Source organism: Stutzerimonas sp. LR2, from assembly GCF_055755175.1.
On record NZ_JBVTRR010000002.1, the window covers coordinates 642,652 to 666,799 of the forward strand.

Consider the following 24,148-nt stretch of genomic DNA (forward strand, 5'->3'; position numbering starts at 1 on the left):
GGGAGAGTCTGCATGACCAAGCACCAACAGAAGCCGGCGTCGTTCCTCGAGCGCCTGATCTTCAACAACCGGCCGGCAGTGGTCGTCCTCTGCCTGCTGATCAGCGCGTTCCTGTTCTACCAGGCGGCCCAGGTTCGGCCGCAGACCAGCTTCGAAAAGATGATTCCGCTGGGGCATCCGTATATCCAGAAGATGCTCGAGCACCAGAACGACCTGGCCAACCTCGGCAACACCGTGCGGATTTCCGTGGAAGCGGTGGAGGGCGACATTTTCTCCAAGGAATACATGGAGACGTTGCGGCAGATCCACGACGAGGTGTTCTACATCCACGGCGTCGACCGTTCCAACATGAAGTCGCTGTGGAGCCCCAGCGTGCGCTGGACCGAGGTCACCGAGGAAGGCTTCGCCGGTGGCGAGGTGATCCCGCAGACCTACGACGGCTCGCCCGAGAGCCTCGAGGACCTGCGCGACAACATCCTCAAGTCCGGGCAGATCGGCCGCCTGGTGGCGAACAACTTCAAGTCCAGCATCATCGACGTGCCGCTGCTCGAGTCCTATCCGGATCCGGAAGACCAGGGGCGGCAGATCAAGCTGGATTACCAGAAGTTCTCCCACGAGCTGGAAGAGAAAATCCGCGAGAAGTACCAGGCGCAGAACCCGAACGTGAAGGTGCACATCATCGGCTTCGCCAAGAAGGTCGGTGACCTGATCGACGGGCTGGTGGGCGTGGCGCTGTTCTTCATCGTCGCCATCGGTATCACCTTCGTCCTGCTGCTGTGGTTCACCCGTTGCCTGAAGAGCACCATCGCGGTGTTGATCACCACGCTGATCGCGGTGGTCTGGCAGCTCGGCCTGCTGCACACCCTCGGCTTCGGGCTTGACCCGTATTCGATGCTGGTGCCGTTCCTGGTGTTCGCCATCGGCATTTCCCACGGCGTGCAGAAGATCAACGGCATCGCCATGGCCTCCGGTTTCACCGAAGACCCGGTGACGGCAGCGCGCATGGCGTTCCGCCAGCTGTTCATCCCAGGCATGGTGGCGTTGCTGTCGGATGCGGTGGGCTTCGTTACCTTGCTGCTGATCGACATCGGCGTGATCCGCGAGCTGGCCATCGGTGCGTCGCTGGGCGTGGCGGTGATCATCCTGACCAACTTGATCCTGCTGCCGGTGGCGATTTCCTACATGGGCATCAGCCAGAAGGCGATCAAGCAGGCCCGTGAAGAGGCCTCGCGCGACCATCCGTTCTGGCGTGCGCTGTCGAACTTCGCCAGCCCGACCGTGGCACCGATTTCCATCACCATCGCCGTGGTGGCGCTGGCTGGCGGGCTCTGGTACGGCCAGAACCTTAAGATCGGCGATCTCGACCAGGGCGCGCCGGAGCTGCACCCGGATTCGCGCTACAACCTGGACAACGATTTCGTCATCCGCAACTACTCGACCAGTTCCGACGTGCTGGTTGTGATGGTCAAGACCGCACCGGAAGGCTGTTCGCACTACGACACGCTCGCCGCCATGGACGAGCTGATGTGGAAGATGCAGAACACCGAGGGCGTGCAGTCGGCAGTGTCGATGGTGTCGGTGGCGCGCCAGGGCATCAAGGGCATGAACGAGGGCAGCCTGAAATGGGAAACGCTGTCGCGTAACCAGCACGTGCTGAACAACTCCATCGCCCGCGCCGAAGGCATGTACAACAGCGACTGCTCGCTGGCGCCGGTACTGGTATTCCTCAACGACCACAAGGCCGAGACGCTGGAGCACGTGGTCGCCGCGGCCAAGGATTTCGCCGAGGAGAACAACCGCGAGGGCCTGGAGTTCGTACTGGCAGCCGGCAACGCCGGGATCGAGGCGGCGACCAACGAGGTGATCGCGGCATCGGAAACCACCATGCTGATCGCCGTCTACCTGGCCGTGAGCATCATGTGCCTGCTGACCTTCCGCTCGCTGGCCGCGACGCTCTGCGTGATCCTGCCGCTGGTGCTGACCTCGATCCTCGGCAACGCGCTGATGGCGTTCATGGGCATCGGCGTGAAGGTCGCCACGCTGCCGGTGATCGCGCTGGGCGTGGGTATCGGTGTGGACTACGGCATCTACATCTACAGCCGCCTGGAGTCCTTCCTGCGTCAGGGTCTGACCCTGCAGGAGGCGTACTATCAGACGTTGAAGTCCACCGGCAAGGCGGTGATCTTCACCGGCGTCTGCCTGGCGATCGGTGTGGTGACCTGGGTGTTCTCGGCGATCAAGTTCCAGGCCGACATGGGTCTGATGCTGACCTTCATGTTCCTCTGGAACATGGTCGGGGCGATCTGGCTGCTGCCTGCCCTGGCGCGCTTCCTGATCAAACCGGAGAAGCTGCGTCAGCAGGGGTGAGCCGGGATGTAGCGAAGAACCGCGGCCCTTGGGCCGCGGTTTTTTTTGAGTGGAAGTAAAGGGAAGGGGGCCAACGCTCCGGGGCCCGGAGGATCAGGCCCAGGCCGTCTGGCTCAGCATTTGCGCAACGGCCTGCGCGGCCACGTCACCGATCACCAGGATGGCCGGGCTCTTCAGCTCGAAGGCGTGGGCGTCGCGACACATGCCGGCGAGACTGGAGCGGCACTCGCGCTGCTGGGGCAGCGAGGCGTTCTCGATCATGGCCACCGGCGTGCTGGCGTTCATCCCGCCTTCCAGCAGCCCGGCCTGCACCTGCTCCAGCTTGCTTACACCCATGTACACCACCAGCGTGGTGCCGCTTTTGGCCAGCGCCTGCCATTCGAGGCTGCTGTCATCCTGGGTGTGCGCGGTGACCAATGTTACGCCACGCGCTACGCCGCGCTGGGTCAGCGAGATGCCGCATTGCGTGGCGCCGGCCAGGCCGGCGGTGATGCCGTTGACCAGCTCGACCTCAATGCCGCGCGCCGCCAGCCATTCGGCCTCCTCGCCGCCACGGCCGAAGATGCACGGATCGCCACCCTTGAGGCGCACCACACACTTGCCCTGACGGGCGTAGCGCAGCATCAGGCGGTGGATGAAGGCCTGCGGCGTCGAGCGGCAGCCGCCGCGCTTGCCCACCGGGATGATGCGAGCGTTCGGGCAGTGTTCGAGCACGGCGGGGTTGACCAGGTCATCGATCATCACCACCTGTGCCTCGCCCAGCGCGCGCACGGCCTTGAGGGTCAGCAGCTCCGGGTCGCCAGGGCCGGCGCCTACCAGCCAGACTTTTGCGCTCATGGGGTAATCCTCGTCTTGGTTGGTATCAGAGAAGTGCGCGTTCCGGCTGGTGGGCCAGCAGGCGCTTGAGTTCGGGCACGCAGGAGCCGCAGCTGGTGCCACAGCCGAGTTCCTGCTTGAGGCCGGCCAGATCGAGACCGCGCTCGATGCCAGCGCAGATCGCGCTCTGGCTGACGTTCAGGCAGTTGCACAGCGTGCGGTCGGTTCCGACCTTGGCATTGCCCGGTGGCGCACTGAGCGGCGCCAGCAGCCAGCGGCGCAGTTCGGCGTCCGCACTGCCGCTTTCCCAGAGCCCGCGCAGCCACTGCCGGGCGGCGGTTTCGCCGGCCAGGCGCAGGGCGACGATACGGCCGTCCTCGATGCGTACGCGCTTGCCGACAGCACGGCGGGGATCGTCATAGGCCAGCACCGGACCTTCATCGAGGCCGAGCAGGTGGTCGACGGCAACCAGCTCGACTGCCGTTGGCGCCGCTTTCCGGGCGGCGCGGATCAGCAGTGCCGAACGCTCGCGCCCGCCGAGGCTGAAGCTGGCGTAGTCGAACGTTTCGAACAATGGCCGCAGCGCCTCGAAACGTCGCTGCACGTCGCCCTCGACCAGCGCAAAGAACTGCCACGGCAGTTCGACTCGTTCCACTTCGATGCCGGCATGCTTGAGTTCCGGTTGCTTCGACAGGGAGTCGACGCTGGCCAGGGTCAGGACGTTGCTGCCCAGCCCCTTGAGGAAGCGATCGCCCCAGTGCATCGGCAGGAACGCCTGGCCGGCGCGCAAGCTGTCGTCCTTCTGCACCGGCAGGATCAGGCTGCCGCGCCGGCTCTTCACCTCTACCAGCTGGCCGTCCAGCAGACGCCGGCGACGCATGTCCTCGGCGTTCATGCCAAGCAGCGCCTCTTCGACATGGCCGAACAGCCGCGCCGCGGTGCCGGTGCGGCTCATGCCGTGCCACTGGTCGCGCAGCCGACCGGTGTTGAGCGTCAGCGGATAGCGTGCCTCGCGCTTTTCCTTCGGCGCCTGGTAGTGCTCGGCAACGAAGCGCGCGCGGCCATTGGCAGTGGGGAACACACCGTCGCCATACAGCCGCGCGGTGCCCAGTTCGCTGCCTGGCGGAAACGGCCATTGCTGCGGACCGAGGGTGTCGATCAGTGCGTAGCTCAGGCCGCTGTAGTCCAGATCGCGGGCGGCGGTGAGCGGCTTGTACTCCTCGAACAGCGCTTCGGCACTCTCGAACGCGAACAGGCTCGGCGCGCCGGGACGCAGGTGACGTTCCAGCCGTCGGGCAAAATCGCAAGTGATCGCCCAGTCCGCGCGGGCTTCGCCGGGCGCCGGCACGGCGCGACGTACATGGCTGATGCGGCGCTCGGAGTTGGTCACCGTGCCTTCTTTCTCGCCCCAGCTCGCGGCCGGCAGCAGAAGGTCGGCGTGGCGGCAGGTTTCGGTGGTGAAGAAGGCTTCCTGCACCACGACGAAGGGGCAGGTGGCCAGGGCCTCATGCACTTTCTGCTGGTCCGGCAGCGACTGCGCCGGGTTGGTACAGGCGATCCACAGCGCCTTGATCTTGCCTGCACGCACCGCCTCGAACAGCCCAATGGCGGGCAATCCAGGCTGTTCGGGCAGCGGCTCGACACCCCAGTAGGCCGCCACTTCTGCACGGTGTTCGGCATTGGCCGCGTCGCGGTGGCCGGGCAAGAGGTTGGACAGGCTGCCGGTTTCGCGGCCGCCCATGGCATTCGGTTGACCGGTGAGCGAGAAGGGCCCGGCGCCCGGCTTGCCGATCTGTCCGGTGGCCAGGTGCAGGTTGATCAGCGCGCTGTTCTTCGCGCTGCCGGCGGTAGACTGATTCAGACCCATGCACCACAGGGAGAGAAAGGCTGGCGCGCTTCCGATCAGCCGTGCGCAGGTTTGCAGATCATCTACCGAGATGCCGCAGAGGTCGGCGACCATCGCCGGGGTGTAGTCGCGCACCAGGCTTTTCAGCGCATCGAAGCCCTCGGTATGCGCATCGATGAAGCGGCGGTCGATCCAGCCTTCCCACATGAGGATATGCAGCAGGCCGTGGAACAGCGCGACATCGGTGCCGGGCAGGATCGGCAGGTGCAGATCGGCCAGTTCGCTGGTGTCGGTGCGCCGCGGGTCGACGACGATGATGGTCATCTCCGGCCGCTTCGCCTTGGCTTCCTCCAGCCGGCGGAACAGCACCGGATGCGCGTAGGCCATGTTGCTGCCGGCGATCAGCAGGCAGTCGGCCTGCTCGATATCTTCGTAGGAGCAGGGCGGGGCGTCGGCGCCCAGGCTGCGCTTGTAGCCGACCACCGCCGAGGACATGCACAGCCGCGAGTTGGAATCCAGGTTGTTGGTACCGACCAGGGCGCGGGCCAGTTTGTTGAAGGCGTAGTAGTCCTCGGTCAGCAGCTGGCCGGAGACATAGAAGGCGACGCTGTCCGGCCCGTGTTCGCGGATGGTCTCGGCGAATACGCTGGCCGCATGCTCCAGCGCGCTGTCCCAGTCGGTGCGACCGCGGGCCAGGCCCTTGCCCAGACGCAGCTCAGGGTAGAGCGCGCGGGCCCCCAGGTCGCCGGTCAGGTGCAGGGTCGAGCCCTTGCTGCACAGCTTGCCGAGGTTGGCCGGATGGCTGGGGTCGCCGGCCACATCGAGGATGCGCTCGCCGTCGTGCTCGATCAGCACGCCACAGCCGACTCCGCAGTAGCAGCAGGTCGAGGCGGTTGTCATACGCATGGCGTCGTCTCCTGGAAAAAGGTGCTGGTCAATTGCGCGTGTTCAGGCCGCGCATTCCTTGCGTGGGTTCAGCGAAAGCTGTACACGCCCGTTCTCGACGCGCGCCGCGTGACGATGGGCGCAGCCGACGTCCGGGGCCAGGGCCTCGCCGCTGGCCAGATCGATCTGCCAGTTGTGCAGCGGGCAGGCGACCTGCTTGCCGTAGACGATCCCCTGCGACAGCGGCCCGCCCTTGTGCGGGCAGCGATCGTCGAGGGCGAAGACCTGATCGTCCGCGGTGCGGAATATCGCAATGTCACCCTTGGGGCCGGCGACGATGCGCGAGCCGAGCGGGTTGATCTCATCCAGTGCGCAGATATCGAGCCAGTTCATGCGGTGTCCCTCCAGGTCGGTGCTCAGGCGTTTTCCAGCTGCTTGACGGCGATGCGGTCGAATTCCTTCTTCAGCTGCGGCTTGGAAAGCTGCTCCTGCCACGGGTCCTGCTCGAAGGAAAGCGAGAACAGCAGCCGCTGGTGCAGCGCCTTGCGCCGCTCGGCATCGTTCAGCACGGCCTGTTTGATGTGATCCATGCCGACGCGCTGCAGGTAGTGCACGGTGCGTTCGAGGTAGAAGGCTTCCTCGCGGTAGAGCTGGAGGAACGCCAGGCTGTATTCCATGACCTCCTCGGCGCTCTTCACCTTGACGAAGAACTCGCCGGCCTCGGTCTTGATGCCGCCGTTGCCGCCGATGTACAGCTCCCAGCCGGAGTCCACACCGATGATGCCCACGTCCTTGATGCCGGATTCGGCGCAATTGCGCGGGCAGCCGGAGACGGCCAGCTTGACCTTGTGCGGCGACCACATGTTGAACAGCGCGTGTTCCAGGTCGATGCCCATCTGCGTCGAGTTCTGCGTGCCGAAGCGGCAGAACTCGCTGCCGACGCAGGTCTTCACGGTGCGGATGGATTTGCCGTAGGCGTGGCCGGAAGGCATGTCCAGGTCTTTCCAGACGCCCGGCAGGTCTTCCTTGCGGATACCCAGCAGGTCGATGCGCTGGCCGCCGGTGACCTTGACCATCGGCACCTGGTACTTGTCCGCCACATCGGCGATGCGTCGCAGCTCGGCGGCATTGGTGACGCCACCCCACATCCGCGGCACCACGGAGTAGGTGCCATCCTTCTGGATGTTGGCGTGGGCGCGCTCGTTGATGAAACGTGACTGCGGATCGTCCTTGGCCTCGCCCGGCCAGGTGGAGATCAGGTAGTAGTTCAGCGCCGGACGGCAGGTGGCGCAGCCGTTCGGCGTGCGCCATTCCATGAAGGCCATGGCCGCCGGGATGCTGATCAGGTGGTGCTCGCGAATGGCCTTGCGCACCTGGCCATGGTTGAGGTCGCTGCAGCCGCAGATGGCCTTCTCGCTCTTCGGCTTGACGTCGGCCGCGCCGCCCACGGTGTTGATCAGAATCTGTTCGACCAGCCCGGTGCAGGAACCACAGGAACTGGCGGCCTTGGTGTGCTTTTTCACCTCGTCCACCGAGAACAGCCCGTGCTCCTGGATCGCCTTGACGATGGTGCCCTTGCACACCCCGTTGCAGCCGCAGACTTCCATGTCGTCCGGCATGGACATGGCCTTGCTCTGGCCCTGATGGCCGGCATCGCCGATGGCGCCCTCGCCAAACATCAGATGGTCGCGGATCTGCGCGACGTTCTGGCCCTCGCGCACCTGGCGGAAGTACCAGCCGCCGTCGGCGGTGTCGCCGTAGAGGCAGGCACCGACCAGCACGTCATCCTTGATCACCAGTTTCTTGTATACGCCGCCGATGGGGTCGGAGAGGGTGATGGTCTCTGTGCCTTCGCCGCCGATGAAATCGCCGGCCGAGAACAGGTCGATGCCGGTAACCTTGAGCTTGGTCGAAGTCACCGAGCCGAGATAGCGGGAAAAGCCGAGCATGGCCAGGTGGTTGGCGCAGACCTTGGCCTGTTCGAACAGCGGGGCGACCAGGCCATAGGCGGTGCCGCGGTGATTGGCACATTCGCCGACGGCGTAGATGCGCGGATCGTAGGTCTGCAGGGTGTCGTTGACCAGTATGCCGCGGTTGCACGGCAGGCCGGCCTGCTCGGCAAGCTCGCTGTTGGGGCGGATGCCGGCGGCCATCACCACCAGGTCAGCGGGAATCACCTCGCCATCGGCGAAGCGTACGGCCTTGACGCGGCCTTCGTCGTTGCCGATCAGCTCGGCTGTCTGCTTTGGCAGCAGGAACTTCAGGCCGCGGCTCTCCAGGGCGCTCTGCAGCAGGGTGCCAGCGGTCTTGTCCAGCTGGCGCTCCATCAGCCAGTCACCGATGTGCACCACGGTCACATCCATCCCGCGCAGCTTGAGGCCATTGGCCGCCTCCAGGCCGAGCAGGCCGCCGCCGATGACCACCGCGTGCTTGTGGGTCTTGGCGGTTTCCATCATCACCTGGGTATCGGCGATGTCGCGGTAACCGATCACTCCCTGAAGGTCGTTACCGGGAATGGGCAGGATGAACGGATTGGAGCCGGTGGCGATAAGGAGGCGGTCATATTCGGCCTCGCTGCCGTCGTCGGCGATGACCCGGCGACGGGCGCGATCGATCTTCACCACCTTGCGCTTGAGCATCAGGCGAATGCCGTTCTCGGCATACCAGTCCAGGTCGTTGAGCACGATCTCTTCGAACTGCTGCTCGCCGGCCAGCACGGGGGAGAGCAGGATGCGGTTGTAGTTGGGATGCGGCTCGGCGCCGAACACCGTGATGTCGTAGAGCTCGTTGGTCAGCTTGAGCAGCTCTTCGAGGGTTCGCACGCCGGCCATGCCGTTGCCGATCATCACCAGTTTGAGTTTCTTCATGCCCGTTCTCCGTGCCATCCGGTTCGCCGTCTGGCCTGCTCGAATTCTTTTCAGCAACAAAAAAGGCGTCCCACCGGTTCTCCGGTGAGGACGCCTTTGTCCGTGTCCCGCTCAGTCGGGAAACCTGCCGCTCCACGTTGAGGGTCAGGTCGTATGTCATCTTCGACGTTTGCTTTGCAGAGCCTGTGCCAATTCTGAAATACGCCGCCTTTCAACGCTTTGCGCGAACTTATGGCTGCCCTGAGCGGGTGAATGCTGCACCGATATGCGGCAGCTTGCGCTGTCATGGTGCGGGTAGCCCTGGCTCGTTCCGGGGACGGAGCGTTGACAGGGGGTGGCCGGCTTTTCTAAAGTCTTGCCCATGCGCCGATTTAGTCAGCTACTTGCGGGGCGCCTGGAGCCGATGGCTTCGAAATACCGCTAAAGCGCTGGTTCCGGTGTCGCCTCCCACCGCTGCCCAGCGGAATCCTCGAGGCGGAAGTCGAATCAATGAATGCAAAGCACGCTCAGCTGCGCCTGGCCCCTATCACCAGCGGCCTCACTCCCAGCAATCCCGAGATCCTCCTGGGCGGTTCTCACCAGCCCTCCTTGTTGCGCTACCTGGAAGGCTGGCCGCGACGCCATCGCAAATCCCGCGCCCTGCTTATCCAGTTCGCCTCGGCCGACGAGTCGCTGGCGCGTTTTGCCACCGACAGCTTCGACCTGGCCGTGATCCAGGCGCCGACAGCAGAGCGCCTGGAAGAATGCGTGCGTGAGCTGACCCGCGTCGCGCGGCAGGGCCTGATCACCCGGCGCTAAATCAGGCGCTCTTCATCAGCAGTACGACCAGCAACAGGTTGAGCAGCAGCGACAGCAGCGCCATGCCGCGCCAGACCTTCAGCGGCTCGCGTTCGAGCAGCGGGCGGGGTTGCAGACTGGCGCTGCGCTGTTCGCCCTGTTCCAGTTCCAGCAACCACTGCTCGGCGGTTTCGAAGCGCTGGCGTGGATCGACCGCCACCGCGCGGCTCAGGCTTTCCTCCAGCCAGCTCGGCAGGTCGGGGCGATAGCGGCTGGCTGCCGTCGGCTGGCCGAATCGTGGACGCTGAAACGCCTCGATCTCGCCGTAGGGGTAGTGCCCGGTCAGCAGGTAATAGAGCGTCACGCCAGTCGCATAGAGGTCTTGCGCGGGGCTTGGCTCGGCACCGGCGAAAGCCTCCGGGGCTATGAAGCTGGGCGTGCCCGGCAGGTGGTTGGGCAGGTCGCGGGATAATCCGGGACAGAACGCCAGGCCGAAATCCAGCAGACGCAGTTCCCCGTCTTCGCCCAGCAGCAGGTTTTCCGGCTTGATGTCGCGGTGCAGGATGTTGCGCCGATGCAGCATCCCGACCGCGCGGATCAGCCGGGGGGCGATCTGCAATAGATCGGCAAGTGGCAGCGGACCGTCTTCTGCGAAGCGTCGCGCCAGGGTGCAGCCGGGGTACTCGCGCTGCACGTAATAGAGATGCTGGCGCTGTGGCAGGGGATGCAGCTCGGCGAAGTACCGCCCGGCGACGCGGCGCATGAACCACTCTTCCTGCAGCAGGGCGGGGCCGGCGTCCAACTCGTCCTGCCGGCTGGGCGGCAGCGTCTTCAACAGCCACGGTTGGCCCTGACCATCCAGTACGCGGTAGATCAGCGACTGCCGCGACTCATGCAGCAGCGCGGTTACCCGCCAGCCCTCGAAGGTCTGCCCGGCGCGCAGCTTCGGCGGCAACGGCCAATGATCGAGCTGGGCGAGGGCGTCCGCCAGCACCGCCTCGGGCAGCGCATCCACTCGTAGCAGCAGGGCGCTGGCGTTGTCCTGGCTGCCGCTCTGGTGCGCCAGATTGACCAGCGCCCGGGCGGCGGCACCGAGGTCGGGTTGATCGTGCAGGATATGCGCGATGTCGCGCTCGGGGACGCACGACCAGACCCCGTCGCTCAGCAGCAGGTAGCTTTCGCCTTCCTGCAGCTCGCCGTCGAGGTAGTCCATCACCAGGTGTTGATCCAGCCCCAGGGCACGCTTGAGGACATGCTGCATGCCCGACTGTTCCCAGACGTGGTCTTCGCTGAGTCGCTCCAGTTCGGCGCCGTTCCAGCGATAGGCGCGGCAGTCGCCGACATGCGCCAGGGTGAAGCGTCGGCCGCGCAGTACCAGCGCTGTGAGTGTGGTCAGCAGCGGCTGGTTGCCACCGTTGGCCTGCAGCCAGCGGTTGTGCGCCACCAGCACTCGGTCCAGCGACTGTGCGACGGCCCAGGTTTCCGGCGTCGCGTAGTAGTCGAAGGCCAGCGTCTGGAGCGTCGCACGCGCGGCGAGGCCGCCATCGGCGCACTGGCTGACGCCATCGGCCAGCGCGAACAGATAGCCCTTGCCGGTGGCCAGCGCCGGGGCCGGCGTGACGACGCGCAGCGCATCCTGGTTTTCCGGCCGCGGGCCGGCGGCGCTGGCCTCGCCGTAACTCAATCGCAGGGGCATGATCGTTCTCGAAAGGCTCGGTACGGCGGTGCAGCAATAATCGCGCCCTGCGGCATCGGCATCAGACCCGCGCGGCGGTGACGGCGGCCGAACCCCAGGTGGTGCGCCAGCGACGCTTGACACCATGCAGGCCGAACCAGGCGAGCACACCGAGGCTGGCGAAAAGCCAGAGGCCGAGCTGGTAATCGCCGGTGGACTGCTTGACCGCGCCCAGCCCGGCGGTGAGCAGGAAGCCACCGATACCGCCAGCCATGCCGACCAACCCGGTCATCACGCCGATTTCCTTGTTGAAACGCTGCGGCACCAGCTGGAACACCGCACCGTTTCCGGCACCGAGGCTGAGCATGGCGACCACGAACAGCGCCAGGGCGGCCGTGGAACTGGGCAGGTTGAAGCCAACCGCGGCGATACAGATGGCCGCGACCGTGTACATCACCAGCAGCGCGCGAATGCCGCCGATGCGGTCGGCCAGGGCACCGCCGAGTGGGCGCAGCAGGCTGCCAGCGAACACGCAGGCGGCGGTGTAATAGCCGGCCTTGACCGGGTCGAAGGCGTACTGGTCGTGGAAATAGCCGGGCAGGGTGCTGGCCAGGCCGAGGAAGCCGCCAAATGTCACGCTGTAGAAGAACATGAACCACCAGCTGTCGCGGTCGCCCAATGCCTTCATGTAGTCGGCCAACGACTTGGGCGCCGGGCGGTTGGGCGCGTTCTTCGCCACGCTGGCGAAGATGATGAGGGTGAGTACCAGCGGGATCAGGGCCAGGCCGAACACATTGTTCCAGCCGAAGATCGCCGCCAGCACCGGGGCGAACAGGGCCGCCAGCACGGTGCCGGAGTTGCCCGCGCCGGCGATGCCCATGGCCTTGCCCTGATGTTCCGCCGGATACCACTGCGAGGCCAGCGGTAGCGCCACGGCGAAGGAGGCGCCAGCCATGCCGAGGAACAGGCCTAGCAGCAGCGCCTGCTCATAGCTGTTGATGCCGTGCAACCAGGCCACCAGCAGGGCAACGATGACCACGCTCTGGCCGAACAGCCCGGCGGTCTTCGGTGAGGTGCGGTCGGCGAGGATGCCAAGCGCCAGTCGTAGCACGGCGCCGGCGAGGATCGGCGTCGCCACCATGAACGCGCGTTGCTGGGTGGTCAGGCCCAGGTCGGCGGCGATCTGCACGCCGAGCGGGCCGAGCACGTACCAGACCATGAAGCTCAGGTCGAAATAGAGAAAGGAGGCAAATAGGGTAGGCGCGTGGCCGGCTTTCCAGAAACTTGTGCTCATTGGATCGACTCCAGGGCGTTACGTGGCGCGGCGTTGGCCGCCAGGGCTGCTCGATCCGCCCCATCGGCGAGGCGGAAAACAAAAAGGCGCCGCAGCACGCCTGCCGGAGCAGGAATGTTGCGACGCCTTTGTCGTATGGGCAGACCGCCGTTGGCCTGCGTGCCAGAACAAAGCATCTAGCGTGCCAGCCATCGCGAAGGCCCGTCGCGCGTGGCTCCCGGCGGTCCGGTTGCACGTGGCGGTGCGGCAGCTGCACAACGAGTGCGCAGCGGTGGGCCAAATCGGGGCAGGGCGGTGCAGTCGCCGCGGTTGCTGGTAGGCTTGGGCAGCACTTGCCAAGGAGCGAGCGATGCCCCTGATTGCGACCCTGACCCTCAACCCGGCGATGGACCTTTCGGTCAGCACCGCCCGGGTCACCGATACCCAGAAGCTGCGCTGTTCTGCGCCTCGCCATGACCCTGGCGGTGGCGGCATCAACGTGGCGCGGGTGGTGAAGACCCTCGGTGGCAAGGCGGTCGCCGTCTACCCGGCCGGGGGGCCGTTCGGCGATCTGCTGCGGCGGTCGCTCGACGAACTCGGACTGGTGCATCGCCCCGTGCCCATCGCCGGCGATACGCGGGAGAGTTTCACCGTCGATGAGCTGCAATCGGGCCTGCAGTACCGCTTCGTGCTACCTGGTCCGGTGCTGTCGGCGCAGGAGCTGGAGCGCTGCCTGCAGACGCTGGCGGCGCTGCGTCCGGCGCCAGAATATGTCGTGCTGAGCGGCAGCTTTCCGCCCGGCACGGACCTGGCCTTCTTCGATGACCTGCGCGCCCTGACCCTGCGGCTCGGTGCCCGGCTGGTGGTCGACCTCTCCGGTGAGCCGCTATGCCATGCGGCCCGGCATGGCGGTGTGTACCTGATGAAGCCCAGTCTCGAGGAGCTTTCCACCCTGATGGGCGGCGCCGTGACCAGCGAGGCCGAGCAGCAAGAGGCCCTGCGCAGCCTGATCGCCCGGGGCTGCGCCGAGATCGTCGTACTGTCTCTGGGGGCCGAGGGTGCGCTGTATGCCTATGGCGAACGGCTGGAGCGTCTGCGCTCGCCGCAGGTGCCTGTGGTCAGCGCAGTGGGGGCGGGCGACAGCATGTTGGGTGCCATCGTGCAGGCACTGGCGGATGGGCGTTCGGTAGACGCGGCGGTGCGCCAGGGCATCGCGGCCGGTGCCGCGACGGTGATGCGGCCTGGCACCGAGCTGTGCCATCGCGAGGATGTGCAGCGCTTGCTCGAGGCGCTGGAGCGCGCCTAGTCGATCCGGTTGACCCGTGGAAACTTGGCGGCGAATGCCTCGGGCATCGCTACCACCCGTGCCTGCCCATAGTCGTAGAACACGAAGCCGGACTTGGCCATGGCGATCAGCACGCCGTCGGCCGGCCGGGTGATGCGGAAGATGATGTCACCGCCGTACTTGTTGAAATCCATCACGCCGACCTCGAACAGCAGCGCATCGCGGGCGTGGGCTTCGGCCTTGTAGGTGGTGGCAAGGTCGGTGACGATGATGCCGCTGCCGTCCTGGCGCGTCTCCGGCACCCCGTAGGCGAACAGAAAGCGCGCCCGCGCTTCGGAGATCATCGAAATCATCGAGTCGTTGGCCAGATGGTTGGCTGCGTTGATATCGGTGATCCGCACCGTGAGTTGGGTGGAAAAGCAGTACTGGTCTTCCGGAAACTGAAGGTTGAGGCGCGCCATGAGGTGCTCGGTCGTCGAATGAAGGCGGGCATTCTAGCGCTGCGTCACTTGCCCGGGGCAGGCGCGGGAACGGTATTGACTGCGAATGGACCAGCTAAAGGCGGTACTTCATGGACAAGGCCGTTTTACAGAAGACCACCGCTCATGGCCTGGGCCGGTTCCACGGCCACCGCCACGAGTGTGGTCATGATTCCATCATCCCGGCTTATGCGCGGCTGGCAGCCCCTTCAGGCTGTCATGCTGCAGACGTTGCTGGATCGAGCGCAGGCGCGCGTCGATCAACGGCGTGATCAGTGCGAAGCACTGCGGCGGGCTGAGCCTCGGCTGTTGGGCGTGGATCACGCCGCGCTCCAGTTTGCCGATCAGGCGTTTCAGCTCCACGTCCGGGTCACTGCCGAGGCGTCGGCACAGAGACATGAGGCGGGCTTGCAGGCCCGGTGTGCAACCGCCCTGGTTCGAGGCAAGCACGCACAACCCTCGCAGGCGCGCCACATCCTCCAGCGTACGGCAGGCCTGACCCAGCGGCTCGCGCTCGTCGATGGCGGCGATCAGGCTATCGATCAGGCGGCTATGGCCATCGAAATCGGCCGGCGTGTCGCGCAGTTGCGCCCAGTCAGCGGCGACCGCGTGTGGATCGGGCATAGCGCTGCGCTGTTGCAGCCGCTGGGTCAGACTGGCGGCCACGGCATCGCGCAGTGCAACGGCGGCGGCCTCGTGCTGCGCGCCGAGGCCGCGGTGTTGTTGCAGCAGGCGCAGAATTTCCAGGTCTTCCAGCAGTGCCCGTACGCGCAGATCGCGCACGCGCTGGGCGTGGCTGGCAGTGGCCATGCGGTTCAGGTAACGGCCGAGCAGCAGCAGGGCGCAGGCGATCGCCACGGTCGCGGTTATGGTCATCTTGAAACTCCCCAGCCTTGGGCGCGAAGCGCGCAACAAAAAAGGCGTCCGACCCGCATGCGCACATGCAGTCGAGGACGCCTTTGTCTGTGCCGACACCTTCGTTGGTTCGACCTATCCAGCCAAGCAAGCGGCTTGCCAGTTCCGCGCTTGACGCTCGCCGGCCAGGGCGATGCCACTAGGTCGGGGCGCAGCGGCGTTTCTCGGCAGCGGTGGCGCACGACAATTCGCTGTAGCGCCTGCCCGCCGCTGGTGCAGTGGCCTGCCTGGCGCACCGTGACCGGGCGCGGTCATTCGCCGAGCAACTCGTTCATCGCGATGATCTGCTCGGCGACCTGGATCAGCTTCTGCTGCCGGCTCATCGCCTGGCGGCGCATCAGGGTGTAGGCCTCTTCTTCCTTGCAGTTTCGCATCTTCATCAGCATGCCCTTGGCCAGCTCGATGCGCTTGCGTTCGGCCAGCTGCTGCTCCCGGGCCTGCAGTTGCGCACGTATTGCCTGGTCACTTTCGAAGCGGGCCATTGCCACGTCGAGGATCGGCTTGAGGCGCTGGGCCTGGATGCCTTCGACGATATAGGCACTGACCCCGGCGCGAATGGCCTGACGCATGGCGTCCGGGTCGCTGTCATCGGTGAACATGACGATGGGGCGTGGCTGATCGCGGCTGACCAGCACCACCTGCTCGAGCACATCGCGGCCGGGTGAGTCGGTGTCGATCAGCACCACGTCGGGACGGATCGCCTCGACCCGCTCGGGCAGGTCGATGGTCAGGCCGGATTCGTCGATGACCTCGAAGCCGGCTTCGATCAGCGCACTCTTCAGGCGGCCGATCTTCCGCGGGGTGTCGTCGATCAGGAGGATACGCAGCATGCCGGAGTCCTTCTCAAAGCGCAGCCATGGCAGGGCTTGCCATGGCATGCAGCGCGAAACTGCGGGCATAGGTGGCCGGATCGCTGCCGTCCCAGTGTTTGCCATCCATCAGCGTGGCGCTGCGCATGGCTGTGTCAGGCAGGGCGATGCCCAGCGCGCCGGCGGCCTGGCGATACAGTTCGATTTGCTGCACCTGGTTGGCCACCTGCAGGTAGTCCGGGTCTTCGCGCAGCAGGCCCCAGCGGCGCAGCTGGGTCATGAACCAGAGGCCGTCGGAAAGATAGGGCAGGTTCGCCGCTCCCTCACCGAAGAAGCGCAGCGGATGCTCGTCCTGCCAGGCATTGCCGAGGCCATCCTGGTAGAGGCCGAGAAAGCGTGACTCGATGGCCGCCAGCGGTGCATCGACGTAGTCGCGCCCGGCGATCAGCTGTGCGGTGCTGCGGCGATTCTCCTGGCTCTGGTCGATGAAGCGGCTCGCCTCCAGCACGGCCATGACCAGTGCTCGGGCGGTGTTGGGGTATTCCTCGACGAACGCGCGGGTGCAGCCGAGCACCTTTTCCGGGTGGTCAGGCCAGATCGACTGGCTGGTCGCCAGGGTGAAGCCGACGCCTTCGGTAATGGCCTGTGCTCCCCAGGGTTCGCCGGCGCAGAAGCCATCGATGCGACCGGCGCGCAGGTGCGCCACCATCTGCGAAGGCGGCAGCACGAGCGTCTTCACGTCCCGCAGCGGATCGATGCCATGGGCGGCCAGCCAGTAATAGAGCCAGAGCGAGTGGGTGCCGGTGGGGAAGGTATGTGCCAGGGTCAGGCGTGCACCGCTATGGCGCACGCTGGCGCGCAGTGCCTCGGCATCGGTCACGCCTGCGGCCTTCAACGGGGCGGACAGGTTGATGCTCTGGCCGTTCTGCGCCAGGCCCATGAGCACGGCCATGTCCACTGCCGGGCTGCCGCCGATGCCCAGATGCACCGCATAGATCAGGCCGTACAGCCCGTGGGCTGCGTCCAGCTCGCCGCCGATCAGCTTGTCGCGCAGGGCCGACCAGGAGTTCTGCCGCTGCAGGTTGAGCGTCAGTCCGAACGGCTGGGCGAAACCCTGGGTGGCGGCGACGATCAGCGAGGCGGCATCGGTGAGCGGCAGAAAGCCGAGGTTGATCGAGCTCTTTTCCGGTGCATCGCTGCCGGCGACCCAGGTCAGTGCATCGTGTCGGGGCGGCGAGAGAGGGTCGGTCATGCTTGATGGCCTTTTTCCGGTGGCGCGGTGCGCAAGATTGGTTATGTCAACCCTGAAGCAAGCCATATGCCAGCGAGAAAATGGTGCATGCCGCGAGCGGTCACTGGGGTTCGCCAGTGCCGCCCAAAGACGGCCATCAGCGTGGATAGAGCGGCGGCAATGCACCCTGTTCCTGGTCGAGATCCGGGCTGCTGGCCGGTGGCAGCGCCTGGATCGCCTGCCACAGCGCATCGCCCTGCCAGCGTTGGCCGGCTTCGCTATACAGCGCGCCATTCAGGCCGTCCAGGGCGTCGGAAAGCGGCACGAAACGCGCGGCCATGTCCGCCAGTGTTTCCGGTTGCTGCCGCGCCCAGGCGTCCAGTGCCTGGCGGGTGGCCTGTGTATCGTTGGCCTGGCAGGCGCGGCGCAGATCGTCGAGCAGGCTGCGCGGAGTAGGGCCGGGTTGCAGCGCGCGCTGCACCGCAGGCTGGCGCCGTGCATGCAGCCACAGACCGAAGCCGATCAGCGTGCTGAGTGCCAGCAGCGCTGTGCTCAGCTGCCACGGCCAGAGCACGGCCTGTTCGGCGGGTACTGCTGACAGCACCGGTGGTTCGGCCGCTGGCGGGGCGAGATTCGGATTGTCCGCGACATCCAGCGTACGCGCCTCAAGCGTGGTGCGCTCCAGGCGATCTTCGACCGTGTTCCACCAGACGACTTCGAGAGCAGGCAGCTGCAATGGCCCGCTGCGGGTGGGGATCAAGGCTTCGCGCTGTTCGCGACTGCCGACCAGGCCGGCTGAGCTGACCTCGTTGGCCAGGCTGGGCTGGTCCGGGTAACGGCGCAGTTCGGCGCTCGGTGTGGAGCCGATCGCCGGCAGCTGCGTGCTGGTCAGCCCCTCGGCCTTGAGCAGCAGGCTGCGGGTGAGCGATTCGCCGGCCTGGGCCTGCTGCGGCTCCGGGCTCCAGGCTTCGACCAGCGTCAGGCTGCGCGCTGGCAGCCAGGGCGCGCCGACTGGATAGTCGGCCGGTTTGGCCTTGACCGTCAGCGGGATGCTCGGCGAGCGGACCTGGGTGGACCGGCCGCCGCGCGAGCCGAACACCGAGCTGCTGCCGTTGGTGACGGTGGTGGCGCTGAACAGCTGAGCGGGGATGGTCAGTTCACCGGATTTCTGCGGGAACAGCGCATAGCGCACCTCTATGACGCCGTGGCGGATGCCGTTGATGGTCTTCTCGTAGGTGCGCGGCTCGCCGAGGCGCTCCACAAGCGCTTCGGGCATCTGCAGCGGAGAAAGCGTGCTGTCGTCGTACAGCGAGACCGAATGGTAGATGCGCAGCGTGAGAATTACCTGGGCCTGCACGTAGACGCTTTCCTGATCGACGCTGGAGTCGATGAAGATGGGCGCCAGCTGATCGCCTTCGCTGCTTTTGAGCGACTCCTGGACCAGCAGGGTAATCGGCTCGCTGCGCCAGTCGCCCAGCTGCAGCGGCGGAATGACGACGTAGCCGGTCTGGCGTGGGCGCAGGGTGATCAGCCAGCGGGTGATCGCCCGGGCTTCGCCGTTGCTGCTGGACAGCTGGTTGACCTGGCGGGTGTCGAAGACCTCGAACAGTTCCTCCAGCGGCTCCAGATCGGGTTTGCCGAAGACGGCGCCGCCCTGGCTTTCCAGGCTGAGTTCGAGGGTTTCGTCGATGCTCAGCTGGGTGCGATCCACACGGGCGAACAGGCCGGCGGCGGTCGCCTGGCCGGCCAGGATGCAGAGCAGGAGAAAAGCCATCAGGCGCTTCATCGATTGGTTCCCTGGCGCTTGCGTTGTTCGTAGAGAAACTTTCGCCGCAACAGCTCGCCGGGATCGTCCGGAATCTGCCGCAGCCATTGTTCGGTGGCCTGTTGCCGTTCCAGATCGGGCAGGCCCTCGTGCTGTGCCTGAGCGGACGATTCGCCGGTTTCGTCCGTCGCTTCGCTTGTGGATGCCTGCGGGGCGGCACTGGCTTCGCTGGCCGGCTCTCCCTGTGCGTCCTCTGTCGACGGACTGCTGGCCGAGCCGGACTCCGGTGGTTGCGACTGTGGCTGCGGCTCATCCGGCTCCGTCTGTTCCTGTACCTGCTGCTCAGGCTCTGGCTCGGACTGCTCCTGACGGCGGCGCAGCAGCTCCTCCACCAATGCCTTGTTGCGCTGCGCCGCTTGCAGGTCGGGCTGCAGCTCCAGCGCCTGTTCATAGGCTTCGATGGCGGCTTCCAGGGCCTCGTCGCGTGCCAGGGCGTTGCCGCGATTGTAGTGGTCGGCGGCCGTATTGCCTTCGGCAAAGCGTTCGGCGGCACCGGCGTAGTCACCGGCCTCATACAGCGCCATCGCCTGCCAGCGCCGGTCGGCAAAGCGCTCGGCGGCCTTCGCCGGTTGTTCCGCCTCCAGCAGGCGTTGGCCTTGCTGGTCGCGGCGCAGCCAGAGGTCTTCGAATTCGAATGCGCTGGCCGGTTGTGGCTGCAACAGCAGCAATGGCAGACAGAACAGCCAGCCGCGACGGCCAGCCAGCGCGGCCAGCAGGAGCAAGGGCAGCAGCAGCCAATAGCCCTGGTCGAGCCAGGCCTCCAGGCGGGTCACTTCGTCGTCGCGCTGCAGTGTGCCGGCTTGGTCCAGCAGCCCCAGCGCCGCGAGGTCTTCATCGCCGAGGCGTGCCTGAAGGTAGCGCCCGCCGAGCTCGGTTGCGAAGCGCTGCAGCCCGGCGTTGTCCAGCCGCGGGATCAGGATCGCGCCGTTCGTATCCTTGAGGAAGCTGCCGTTCTCGCCGGCAATCGGGGCACCCTGTTCGGTCCCCACGCCAAGCATCAGCAGCCGCTCGCCTTGCCCTTGCAGCAGCGTGGCAATGGCGCTGCGCTCGTGCTGGTCCAGACTGCTGCCGATCAGCAGCAGCCGCCCGCGACCGAGGCCCGCTTGACGCAACAGTTCGATCCCCCTGGCAACGGCCAGGTCTGCACGTTGGCCGGGCTCGGGCATCAGTGCCGGGTGTACGGCCGCCAGCAGGTTGCGGGTGGTCGCCAGATCGTCGGACAGCGGCACCAGGGTATGTGCGCTGCCGGCGAACACCACTACGGCGGTCTGCACGTCCTGGCGCCGCTCCAGCAGGTCCAGCAGCTTGCGTTTGGCCTGTTCGAGGCGGGTGGGGGCGACGTCGGCCGCCAGCATCGAAGGCGTGACTTCCAGCAGGACCACCAGTGGGTCGCTGCGCTTGATGCTGGGCTGCTCGAAGCGCTGCCAACTCGGGCCGAGCAGCGCGATGACCGCCAGCAGCCAGGCGAGCCCCAGCACCAGCCAGGGCAGGCGACTGTGGCGCAGCCGGCCGCGGGTCAGCAAGGCCGCGTGAAAGGCTTCCGGCAGCAGCCGCTGCCACCGGCCGACCTGCAGTTGCCGATGCCAGAGGCGCCAGAGCAGCAAGGCCAGCAGCGGCACGATGGCCAGCCACCAGGGGCGAAGCAGGTGGGGCAGCAGCTCGCTCATCGCCGCTGCTCCCGTCGCCATGCCAGGCGTTGCAGCTGCGCGCTCCAGAGACTGGCCGCGACCATCAGCAGGCTGATCAGTAGCGCAGCGCTGAGGGGCCAGATGTAAAGCGCTTCGGCCAGGCGTGCCTGGGTCGGCTGCTGCGCGGCAGGCTCGAGGCGGTCCAGCGCTGCGCCGATGGCCTTGAGCTCGGCGCTGGACGCGGCGCGGAAGTATTCGCCGCCGGTCTGCTCGGCAATGGCGCGCAGCGTCGGTTCGTCCAGATCCAGCCCCGGGTTGAAGCCGAAACGGCTGAGCACGCCCCCTTCTTCCGGGACCGCGCCAATGCCGATGGTGTGGATGCGCACGCTCTCTTCTGCGGCAAGTGTCGCGGCCAGCAGTGGATCGAGTTCGCCGCCGTTGTTCGCGCCATCGGTAATCAAGACCAGCACGCGGCTGTTGGTCGGGCGCTCGCGCAGGCGCTTGACGGCAAGGCCGATGGCATCGCCGATGGCGGTATTGCTGCCCGCGATGCCGACCCGCGCCTCGTCCAGCCAGACACGCACGGTACGTCGGTCGAAGGTCAGCGGCGCCTGCAGGTAGGCCTTGCTGCCGAAGAGGATCAGACCGACCCGATCGCCGTGGCGCTGCTCGATGAAGTCGCCGAGCAGCACCTTGACCAGCTCCAGTCGGGTGAGCTCCTCGCCTTGCCACTGCATGTCCGGGTAATCCATCGAGCCGGAGACATCCACTGCGAGCAGCAGGTCGCGGCCACTGGTGGGCAATGGCAGCGGCTCGCCCAGCCATTGTGGGCGCGCTGCGGCGAACAGCAGCAACAGCCAGACCGTGAGATAGGGCAGTTGCTGGCGCCAGGCGGGCAACGCGACCCGCGCACGACGGCCGGCCAGCTGCTGCAGTTCATCGAGGAAACTGACCTTGAGGGCGGCCTCGCCGCTATCGGCTGGCGGCAGCAATGCGCGCAGCAGCCAGGGCAGCGGCAACAGCAGGAAGACCCAGGGCCAGGCCAACTCAAACATGTTTGCGAATCCAGATGTCGACGGATTGCTCGAGGCCGTCGATGGCCTTGTCGTCGAGGCGGCATTCGGCCCGATAGGCGCCTTCGACGAGGACCATCCAGCGCGTCAGACCGGCCGCCGGGCAGCGACTGTCGAGAAATGCCAGCCAGGCCCGCCCGCTGAGCGTGTGCGGATGGTCAGCAGGGTAGCGTATGCGGCAGAGGCGCTTGAGCAGGGCGTTCAGCTGCTGCAGCCACTGGCTGGCGGGCTGGCCGCCATAGGGTTTGTGCAGGCGGGCCAGTTCCGCCAGCGCCTCCTGGCGTTGCGGGTCCAGTACCGGCTCGGGGGGCACGCGCGGCTTGCGTTTGACGAGTCGATGGCGAAACCGCCAGAGCGCAGCGAGTCCGAGCAGCAACGCCAGCCCAAGCAGCCACCAGCCAGGTGCCGGCGGCCACCAGGAGATGGGCTCCGGATCGATCAGGGGAGCGAGCTGGTCGAGCGGGTTCATGGCCGCGCGCTCGGGTGACGAACGCTCAGGTGTTCGCGCAGCTGCTCGACCAGGTCATGCTGGGTATCGAGCGGCATCAGCGGCACCCGCAGGCGATCGGCCAGGCGCTGCCAACGCGCGCTGCGCGCCTCGCCCAGCTCGCGGTAGCGTTGGCGCAGGGTAGCGTCGTGGGTGTCGAGCTCCAGCCGTGCGTTGCCCTGGCTGAAGCGCAGCAGCCCGGCTGCGGGCAATGCACGATCGAGGGGGTCGAACACTGGCAGCAGCAACAGATCGACATGGCGCGCCAGCAGACTGAGCTGCTGTTCGGCGGCGTCGCTCAGGGTGCGTTCGTCGCAGAGGATCACCGACAGGCTACCGGGCCGCAGCACTTCGCGTACGCGGCGTAGCGCCAGGCTGAAGGCCTCCGGGTCGAGTGGGCTGTCCGGCCGCAGCTGCCGGTTGGCGCGGGTGATGCGATCGAGCAGCTGCAGCAGGCTCTGCTTGCTGCGGCGCGGCTTGATCTCCTGCTGCTCGCTGCCGAACACCAGTCCGCCGACGCGATCGTTGTGGCTGAGCGCGGCCCAGCCGATCAATCCGGCTGCCTGGGCCGCCAGTACCGATTTGAATTGCCGGCCGCTACCGAAGAACAGGCGCGGGCTCTGTTCGACGACGATGTAGATGGGCCGTTCGCGTTCTTCGTGGAACAGCTTGGTGTGCGGCTCCTGGGTGCGGGCGGTCACCCGCCAGTCGATGGTGCGCACGTCATCGCCGGCCTGGTAGACGCGCACCTGATCGAAATCCACGCCGCGGCCGCGCAGCTTGGAATGATGCAGCCCCACCAGCGGGCTGCGCCGGTGTGGCGTGGAGAACAGCGGGACCTCGCGCACACGGTGACGAATGTCGATGAGTTCGGACAGGCTCACCCGGACACCGATGTCCTGTTCGGGCGGCTGCCCGGTGCCCGACGCCTGCGGTTGCATCAGGCCACCGCGACCACGTCCAGGATGCGCTGGATGACCCGATCCTGATCGATGCCGGCCGCCTCCGCCTCGAAGGACAGGATGAGGCGATGGCGCAGCACATCGAAGAGCATCGCCTGAATGTCCTCGGGGCTGACGAAGTCGCGACCGGCTAGCCAGGCATGGGCGCGGGCGCAGCGGTCCAGCGCGATCGAGCCGCGGGGGCTGGCGCCGTAGGCGATCCACTCGGCCAGCTCGGCATCGAACTTGGCCGGCGTGCGGGTCGCCATCACCAACTGCACCAGGTATTCCTCCACCGCATCGGCCATGTACAGACCGAGGATGTCCTTGCGTGCGGCGAAGATTGCCTGCTGGCTGACCCGATGCTCCGGCGCCGCCTCGCCATTGATGGCTTCGCCGCGGGCCTGTTGCAGGATGCGGCGTTCCACCGAGGCATCGGGAAAGCCGATTTTCACATGCAGCAGGAAGCGATCCAGCTGCGCCTCGGGCAACGGGTAGGTGCCTTCCTGCTCGATGGGGTTCTGCGTCGCCATCACCAGGAACAGCGGCGGCAGATCGTAAGTGCTGCGGCCCACGCTGACCTGGCGCTCTGCCATGGCCTCGAGCAGTGCCGATTGCACCTTGGCCGGCGCACGGTTGATCTCGTCGGCCAGCACCAGGTTGTGGAAGATCGGCCCTTGCTGGAAAACGAAGCTGCCGGTTTCCGGACGATAGATCTCGGTGCCGGTGATGTCGGCGGGGAGCAGGTCGGGGGTGAACTGGATGCGATGAAACTCCGCTTCCAGTCCTTCGGCGAGCTCCTTGATCGCCCGCGTCTTGGCCAGCCCCGGCGCCCCTTCGACAAGCATGTGGCCGTCGGCGAGCAGGGCGATCAGCAGGCGTTCGATGAGCCGTTCCTGGCCCAGGATCTGTGTGGACAGGAACTGCCGCAGCGCGACTATCGATTCACGGTGGTCCATCGTTTCGGTT

At 66.4% G+C, this 24,148-nt stretch carries 19 protein-coding genes; 3 read left to right on the forward strand and 16 right to left on the reverse strand.

Annotation, left to right across the window (positions count from 1 at the left end):
• Window positions 1-12: 12 nt before the first annotated feature.
• Window positions 13-2,367, forward strand: a complete 2,355-nt coding sequence (locus tag ACVRRC_RS09575) for an efflux RND transporter permease subunit (RefSeq protein ID WP_014596958.1) — start codon at window positions 13-15, stop codon at window positions 2,365-2,367.
• Between the two features lie 93 nt (window positions 2,368-2,460).
• On the opposite strand, the gene cobA is transcribed toward ACVRRC_RS09575, so the two are convergent.
• From cobA to nirB, 4 genes are read right to left on the reverse strand one after another with little or no spacing between them, the layout of a single operon-like run.
• Window positions 2,461-3,204, reverse strand: a complete 744-nt coding sequence (gene cobA, locus ACVRRC_RS09580) for a uroporphyrinogen-III C-methyltransferase (protein WP_125920843.1) — start codon at window positions 3,202-3,204, stop codon at window positions 2,461-2,463.
• A gap of 25 nt (window positions 3,205-3,229) precedes the next feature.
• Window positions 3,230-5,935, reverse strand: coding sequence for a nitrate reductase (locus ACVRRC_RS09585; protein ID WP_472996910.1), 2,706 nt, complete (start codon window positions 5,933-5,935; stop codon window positions 3,230-3,232).
• A gap of 42 nt (window positions 5,936-5,977) precedes the next feature.
• Window positions 5,978-6,307 (reverse strand): nitrite reductase small subunit NirD, encoded by a 330-nt coding sequence (gene nirD / locus ACVRRC_RS09590; RefSeq protein ID WP_013983030.1) that lies wholly within the window; start codon window positions 6,305-6,307, stop codon window positions 5,978-5,980.
• Between the two features lie 23 nt (window positions 6,308-6,330).
• Window positions 6,331-8,781 (reverse strand): nitrite reductase large subunit NirB, encoded by a 2,451-nt coding sequence (gene nirB, locus ACVRRC_RS09595; protein WP_048328913.1) that lies wholly within the window; start codon window positions 8,779-8,781, stop codon window positions 6,331-6,333.
• 489 nt (window positions 8,782-9,270) lie between these two features.
• Here nirB and ACVRRC_RS09600 point away from each other — a divergent pair, with 489 nt between their 5' ends.
• Window positions 9,271-9,579, forward strand: coding sequence for a class I SAM-dependent methyltransferase (locus tag ACVRRC_RS09600; RefSeq protein WP_472996911.1), 309 nt, complete (start codon window positions 9,271-9,273; stop codon window positions 9,577-9,579).
• 1 nt (window position 9,580) lies between these two features.
• On the opposite strand, the gene ACVRRC_RS09605 is transcribed toward ACVRRC_RS09600, so the two are convergent.
• Window positions 9,581-11,254 (reverse strand): bifunctional protein-serine/threonine kinase/phosphatase, encoded by a 1,674-nt coding sequence (locus ACVRRC_RS09605; RefSeq protein ID WP_472996912.1) that lies wholly within the window; start codon window positions 11,252-11,254, stop codon window positions 9,581-9,583.
• A gap of 61 nt (window positions 11,255-11,315) precedes the next feature.
• On the reverse strand, window positions 11,316-12,527 hold the full coding sequence (locus tag ACVRRC_RS09610; RefSeq protein WP_019406073.1) for a nitrate/nitrite transporter: 1,212 nt from the start codon (window positions 12,525-12,527) through the stop codon (window positions 11,316-11,318).
• Between the two features lie 349 nt (window positions 12,528-12,876).
• Between ACVRRC_RS09610 and ACVRRC_RS09615 the strand changes: the two genes are divergently transcribed.
• A complete protein-coding gene (locus ACVRRC_RS09615; protein ID WP_125871769.1) occupies window positions 12,877-13,812 on the forward strand; it encodes a 1-phosphofructokinase family hexose kinase in 936 nt (311 codons plus the stop codon).
• Here ACVRRC_RS09615 and ACVRRC_RS09620 read toward each other — a convergent pair.
• The 10 genes from ACVRRC_RS09620 to ACVRRC_RS09665 all read right to left on the reverse strand — a co-directional run bounded on the left by ACVRRC_RS09620 (window position 13,809) and on the right by ACVRRC_RS09665 (window position 24,138).
• The gene (locus tag ACVRRC_RS09620; protein ID WP_011913518.1) at window positions 13,809-14,252 is read right to left on the reverse strand and encodes a thioesterase family protein; all 444 of its coding nucleotides are present in this window, start codon (window positions 14,250-14,252) and stop codon (window positions 13,809-13,811) included. The genes ACVRRC_RS09615 and ACVRRC_RS09620 overlap by 4 nt on opposite strands.
• 195 nt (window positions 14,253-14,447) lie before the next feature.
• Complete coding sequence (locus tag ACVRRC_RS09625) at window positions 14,448-15,146, reverse strand: hypothetical protein (RefSeq protein WP_265661599.1); 699 nt, start codon at window positions 15,144-15,146, stop codon at window positions 14,448-14,450.
• Window positions 15,147-15,436: 290 nt separating this feature from the next.
• Window positions 15,437-16,015 carry an ANTAR domain-containing response regulator gene (locus tag ACVRRC_RS09630; protein ID WP_013983023.1) on the reverse strand — a complete coding sequence of 193 codons (579 nt, stop codon included), beginning with the start codon at window positions 16,013-16,015 and terminating at the stop codon, window positions 15,437-15,439.
• A gap of 13 nt (window positions 16,016-16,028) precedes the next feature.
• Window positions 16,029-17,246 (reverse strand): CmpA/NrtA family ABC transporter substrate-binding protein, encoded by a 1,218-nt coding sequence (locus ACVRRC_RS09635; RefSeq protein ID WP_472996913.1) that lies wholly within the window; start codon window positions 17,244-17,246, stop codon window positions 16,029-16,031.
• Window positions 17,247-17,382: 136 nt separating this feature from the next.
• The gene (locus ACVRRC_RS09640; RefSeq protein ID WP_017245197.1) at window positions 17,383-19,011 is read right to left on the reverse strand and encodes a BatD family protein; all 1,629 of its coding nucleotides are present in this window, start codon (window positions 19,009-19,011) and stop codon (window positions 17,383-17,385) included.
• A complete protein-coding gene (locus tag ACVRRC_RS09645; protein WP_472996914.1) occupies window positions 19,008-20,717 on the reverse strand; it encodes a VWA domain-containing protein in 1,710 nt (569 codons plus the stop codon). Before ACVRRC_RS09645 ends, ACVRRC_RS09640 begins: the two co-directional genes overlap by 4 nt.
• Complete coding sequence (locus tag ACVRRC_RS09650; protein ID WP_011913512.1) at window positions 20,714-21,733, reverse strand: vWA domain-containing protein; 1,020 nt, start codon at window positions 21,731-21,733, stop codon at window positions 20,714-20,716. The genes ACVRRC_RS09645 and ACVRRC_RS09650 overlap by 4 nt, the downstream gene beginning before the upstream one ends.
• The gene (locus tag ACVRRC_RS09655; RefSeq protein WP_017245194.1) at window positions 21,726-22,220 is read right to left on the reverse strand and encodes a DUF4381 domain-containing protein; all 495 of its coding nucleotides are present in this window, start codon (window positions 22,218-22,220) and stop codon (window positions 21,726-21,728) included. Before ACVRRC_RS09655 ends, ACVRRC_RS09650 begins: the two co-directional genes overlap by 8 nt.
• Window positions 22,217-23,179, reverse strand: a complete 963-nt coding sequence (locus tag ACVRRC_RS09660; RefSeq protein ID WP_013983017.1) for a DUF58 domain-containing protein — start codon at window positions 23,177-23,179, stop codon at window positions 22,217-22,219. Before ACVRRC_RS09660 ends, ACVRRC_RS09655 begins: the two co-directional genes overlap by 4 nt.
• Window positions 23,179-24,138, reverse strand: coding sequence for an AAA family ATPase (locus ACVRRC_RS09665; protein ID WP_013983016.1), 960 nt, complete (start codon window positions 24,136-24,138; stop codon window positions 23,179-23,181). The genes ACVRRC_RS09660 and ACVRRC_RS09665 overlap by 1 nt, the downstream gene beginning before the upstream one ends.
• Window positions 24,139-24,148: the final 10 nt, after the last annotated feature.

Coding starts and splice junctions, on each gene's coding strand:
- ACVRRC_RS09575 (WP_014596958.1), top strand. CDS start 13: ATGACCAAGCACCAACAGAAGCCGGCGTCGTTCCTCGAGCGCCTGATC.
- cobA (WP_125920843.1), bottom strand. CDS start 3,204: ATGAGCGCAAAAGTCTGGCTGGTAGGCGCCGGCCCTGGCGACCCGGAG.
- ACVRRC_RS09585 (WP_472996910.1), bottom strand. CDS start 5,935: ATGCGTATGACAACCGCCTCGACCTGCTGCTACTGCGGAGTCGGCTGT.
- nirD (WP_013983030.1), bottom strand. CDS start 6,307: ATGAACTGGCTCGATATCTGCGCACTGGATGAGATCAACCCGCTCGGC.
- nirB (WP_048328913.1), bottom strand. CDS start 8,781: ATGAAGAAACTCAAACTGGTGATGATCGGCAACGGCATGGCCGGCGTG.
- ACVRRC_RS09600 (WP_472996911.1), top strand. CDS start 9,271: ATGAATGCAAAGCACGCTCAGCTGCGCCTGGCCCCTATCACCAGCGGC.
- ACVRRC_RS09605 (WP_472996912.1), bottom strand. CDS start 11,254: ATGCCCCTGCGATTGAGTTACGGCGAGGCCAGCGCCGCCGGCCCGCGG.
- ACVRRC_RS09610 (WP_019406073.1), bottom strand. CDS start 12,527: ATGAGCACAAGTTTCTGGAAAGCCGGCCACGCGCCTACCCTATTTGCC.
- ACVRRC_RS09615 (WP_125871769.1), top strand. CDS start 12,877: ATGCCCCTGATTGCGACCCTGACCCTCAACCCGGCGATGGACCTTTCG.
- ACVRRC_RS09620 (WP_011913518.1), bottom strand. CDS start 14,252: ATGGCGCGCCTCAACCTTCAGTTTCCGGAAGACCAGTACTGCTTTTCC.
- ACVRRC_RS09625 (WP_265661599.1), bottom strand. CDS start 15,146: ATGACCATAACCGCGACCGTGGCGATCGCCTGCGCCCTGCTGCTGCTC.
- ACVRRC_RS09630 (WP_013983023.1), bottom strand. CDS start 16,015: ATGCTGCGTATCCTCCTGATCGACGACACCCCGCGGAAGATCGGCCGC.
- ACVRRC_RS09635 (WP_472996913.1), bottom strand. CDS start 17,246: ATGACCGACCCTCTCTCGCCGCCCCGACACGATGCACTGACCTGGGTC.
- ACVRRC_RS09640 (WP_017245197.1), bottom strand. CDS start 19,011: ATGAAGCGCCTGATGGCTTTTCTCCTGCTCTGCATCCTGGCCGGCCAG.
- ACVRRC_RS09645 (WP_472996914.1), bottom strand. CDS start 20,717: ATGAGCGAGCTGCTGCCCCACCTGCTTCGCCCCTGGTGGCTGGCCATC.
- ACVRRC_RS09650 (WP_011913512.1), bottom strand. CDS start 21,733: ATGTTTGAGTTGGCCTGGCCCTGGGTCTTCCTGCTGTTGCCGCTGCCC.
- ACVRRC_RS09655 (WP_017245194.1), bottom strand. CDS start 22,220: ATGAACCCGCTCGACCAGCTCGCTCCCCTGATCGATCCGGAGCCCATC.
- ACVRRC_RS09660 (WP_013983017.1), bottom strand. CDS start 23,179: ATGCAACCGCAGGCGTCGGGCACCGGGCAGCCGCCCGAACAGGACATC.
- ACVRRC_RS09665 (WP_013983016.1), bottom strand. CDS start 24,138: ATGGACCACCGTGAATCGATAGTCGCGCTGCGGCAGTTCCTGTCCACA.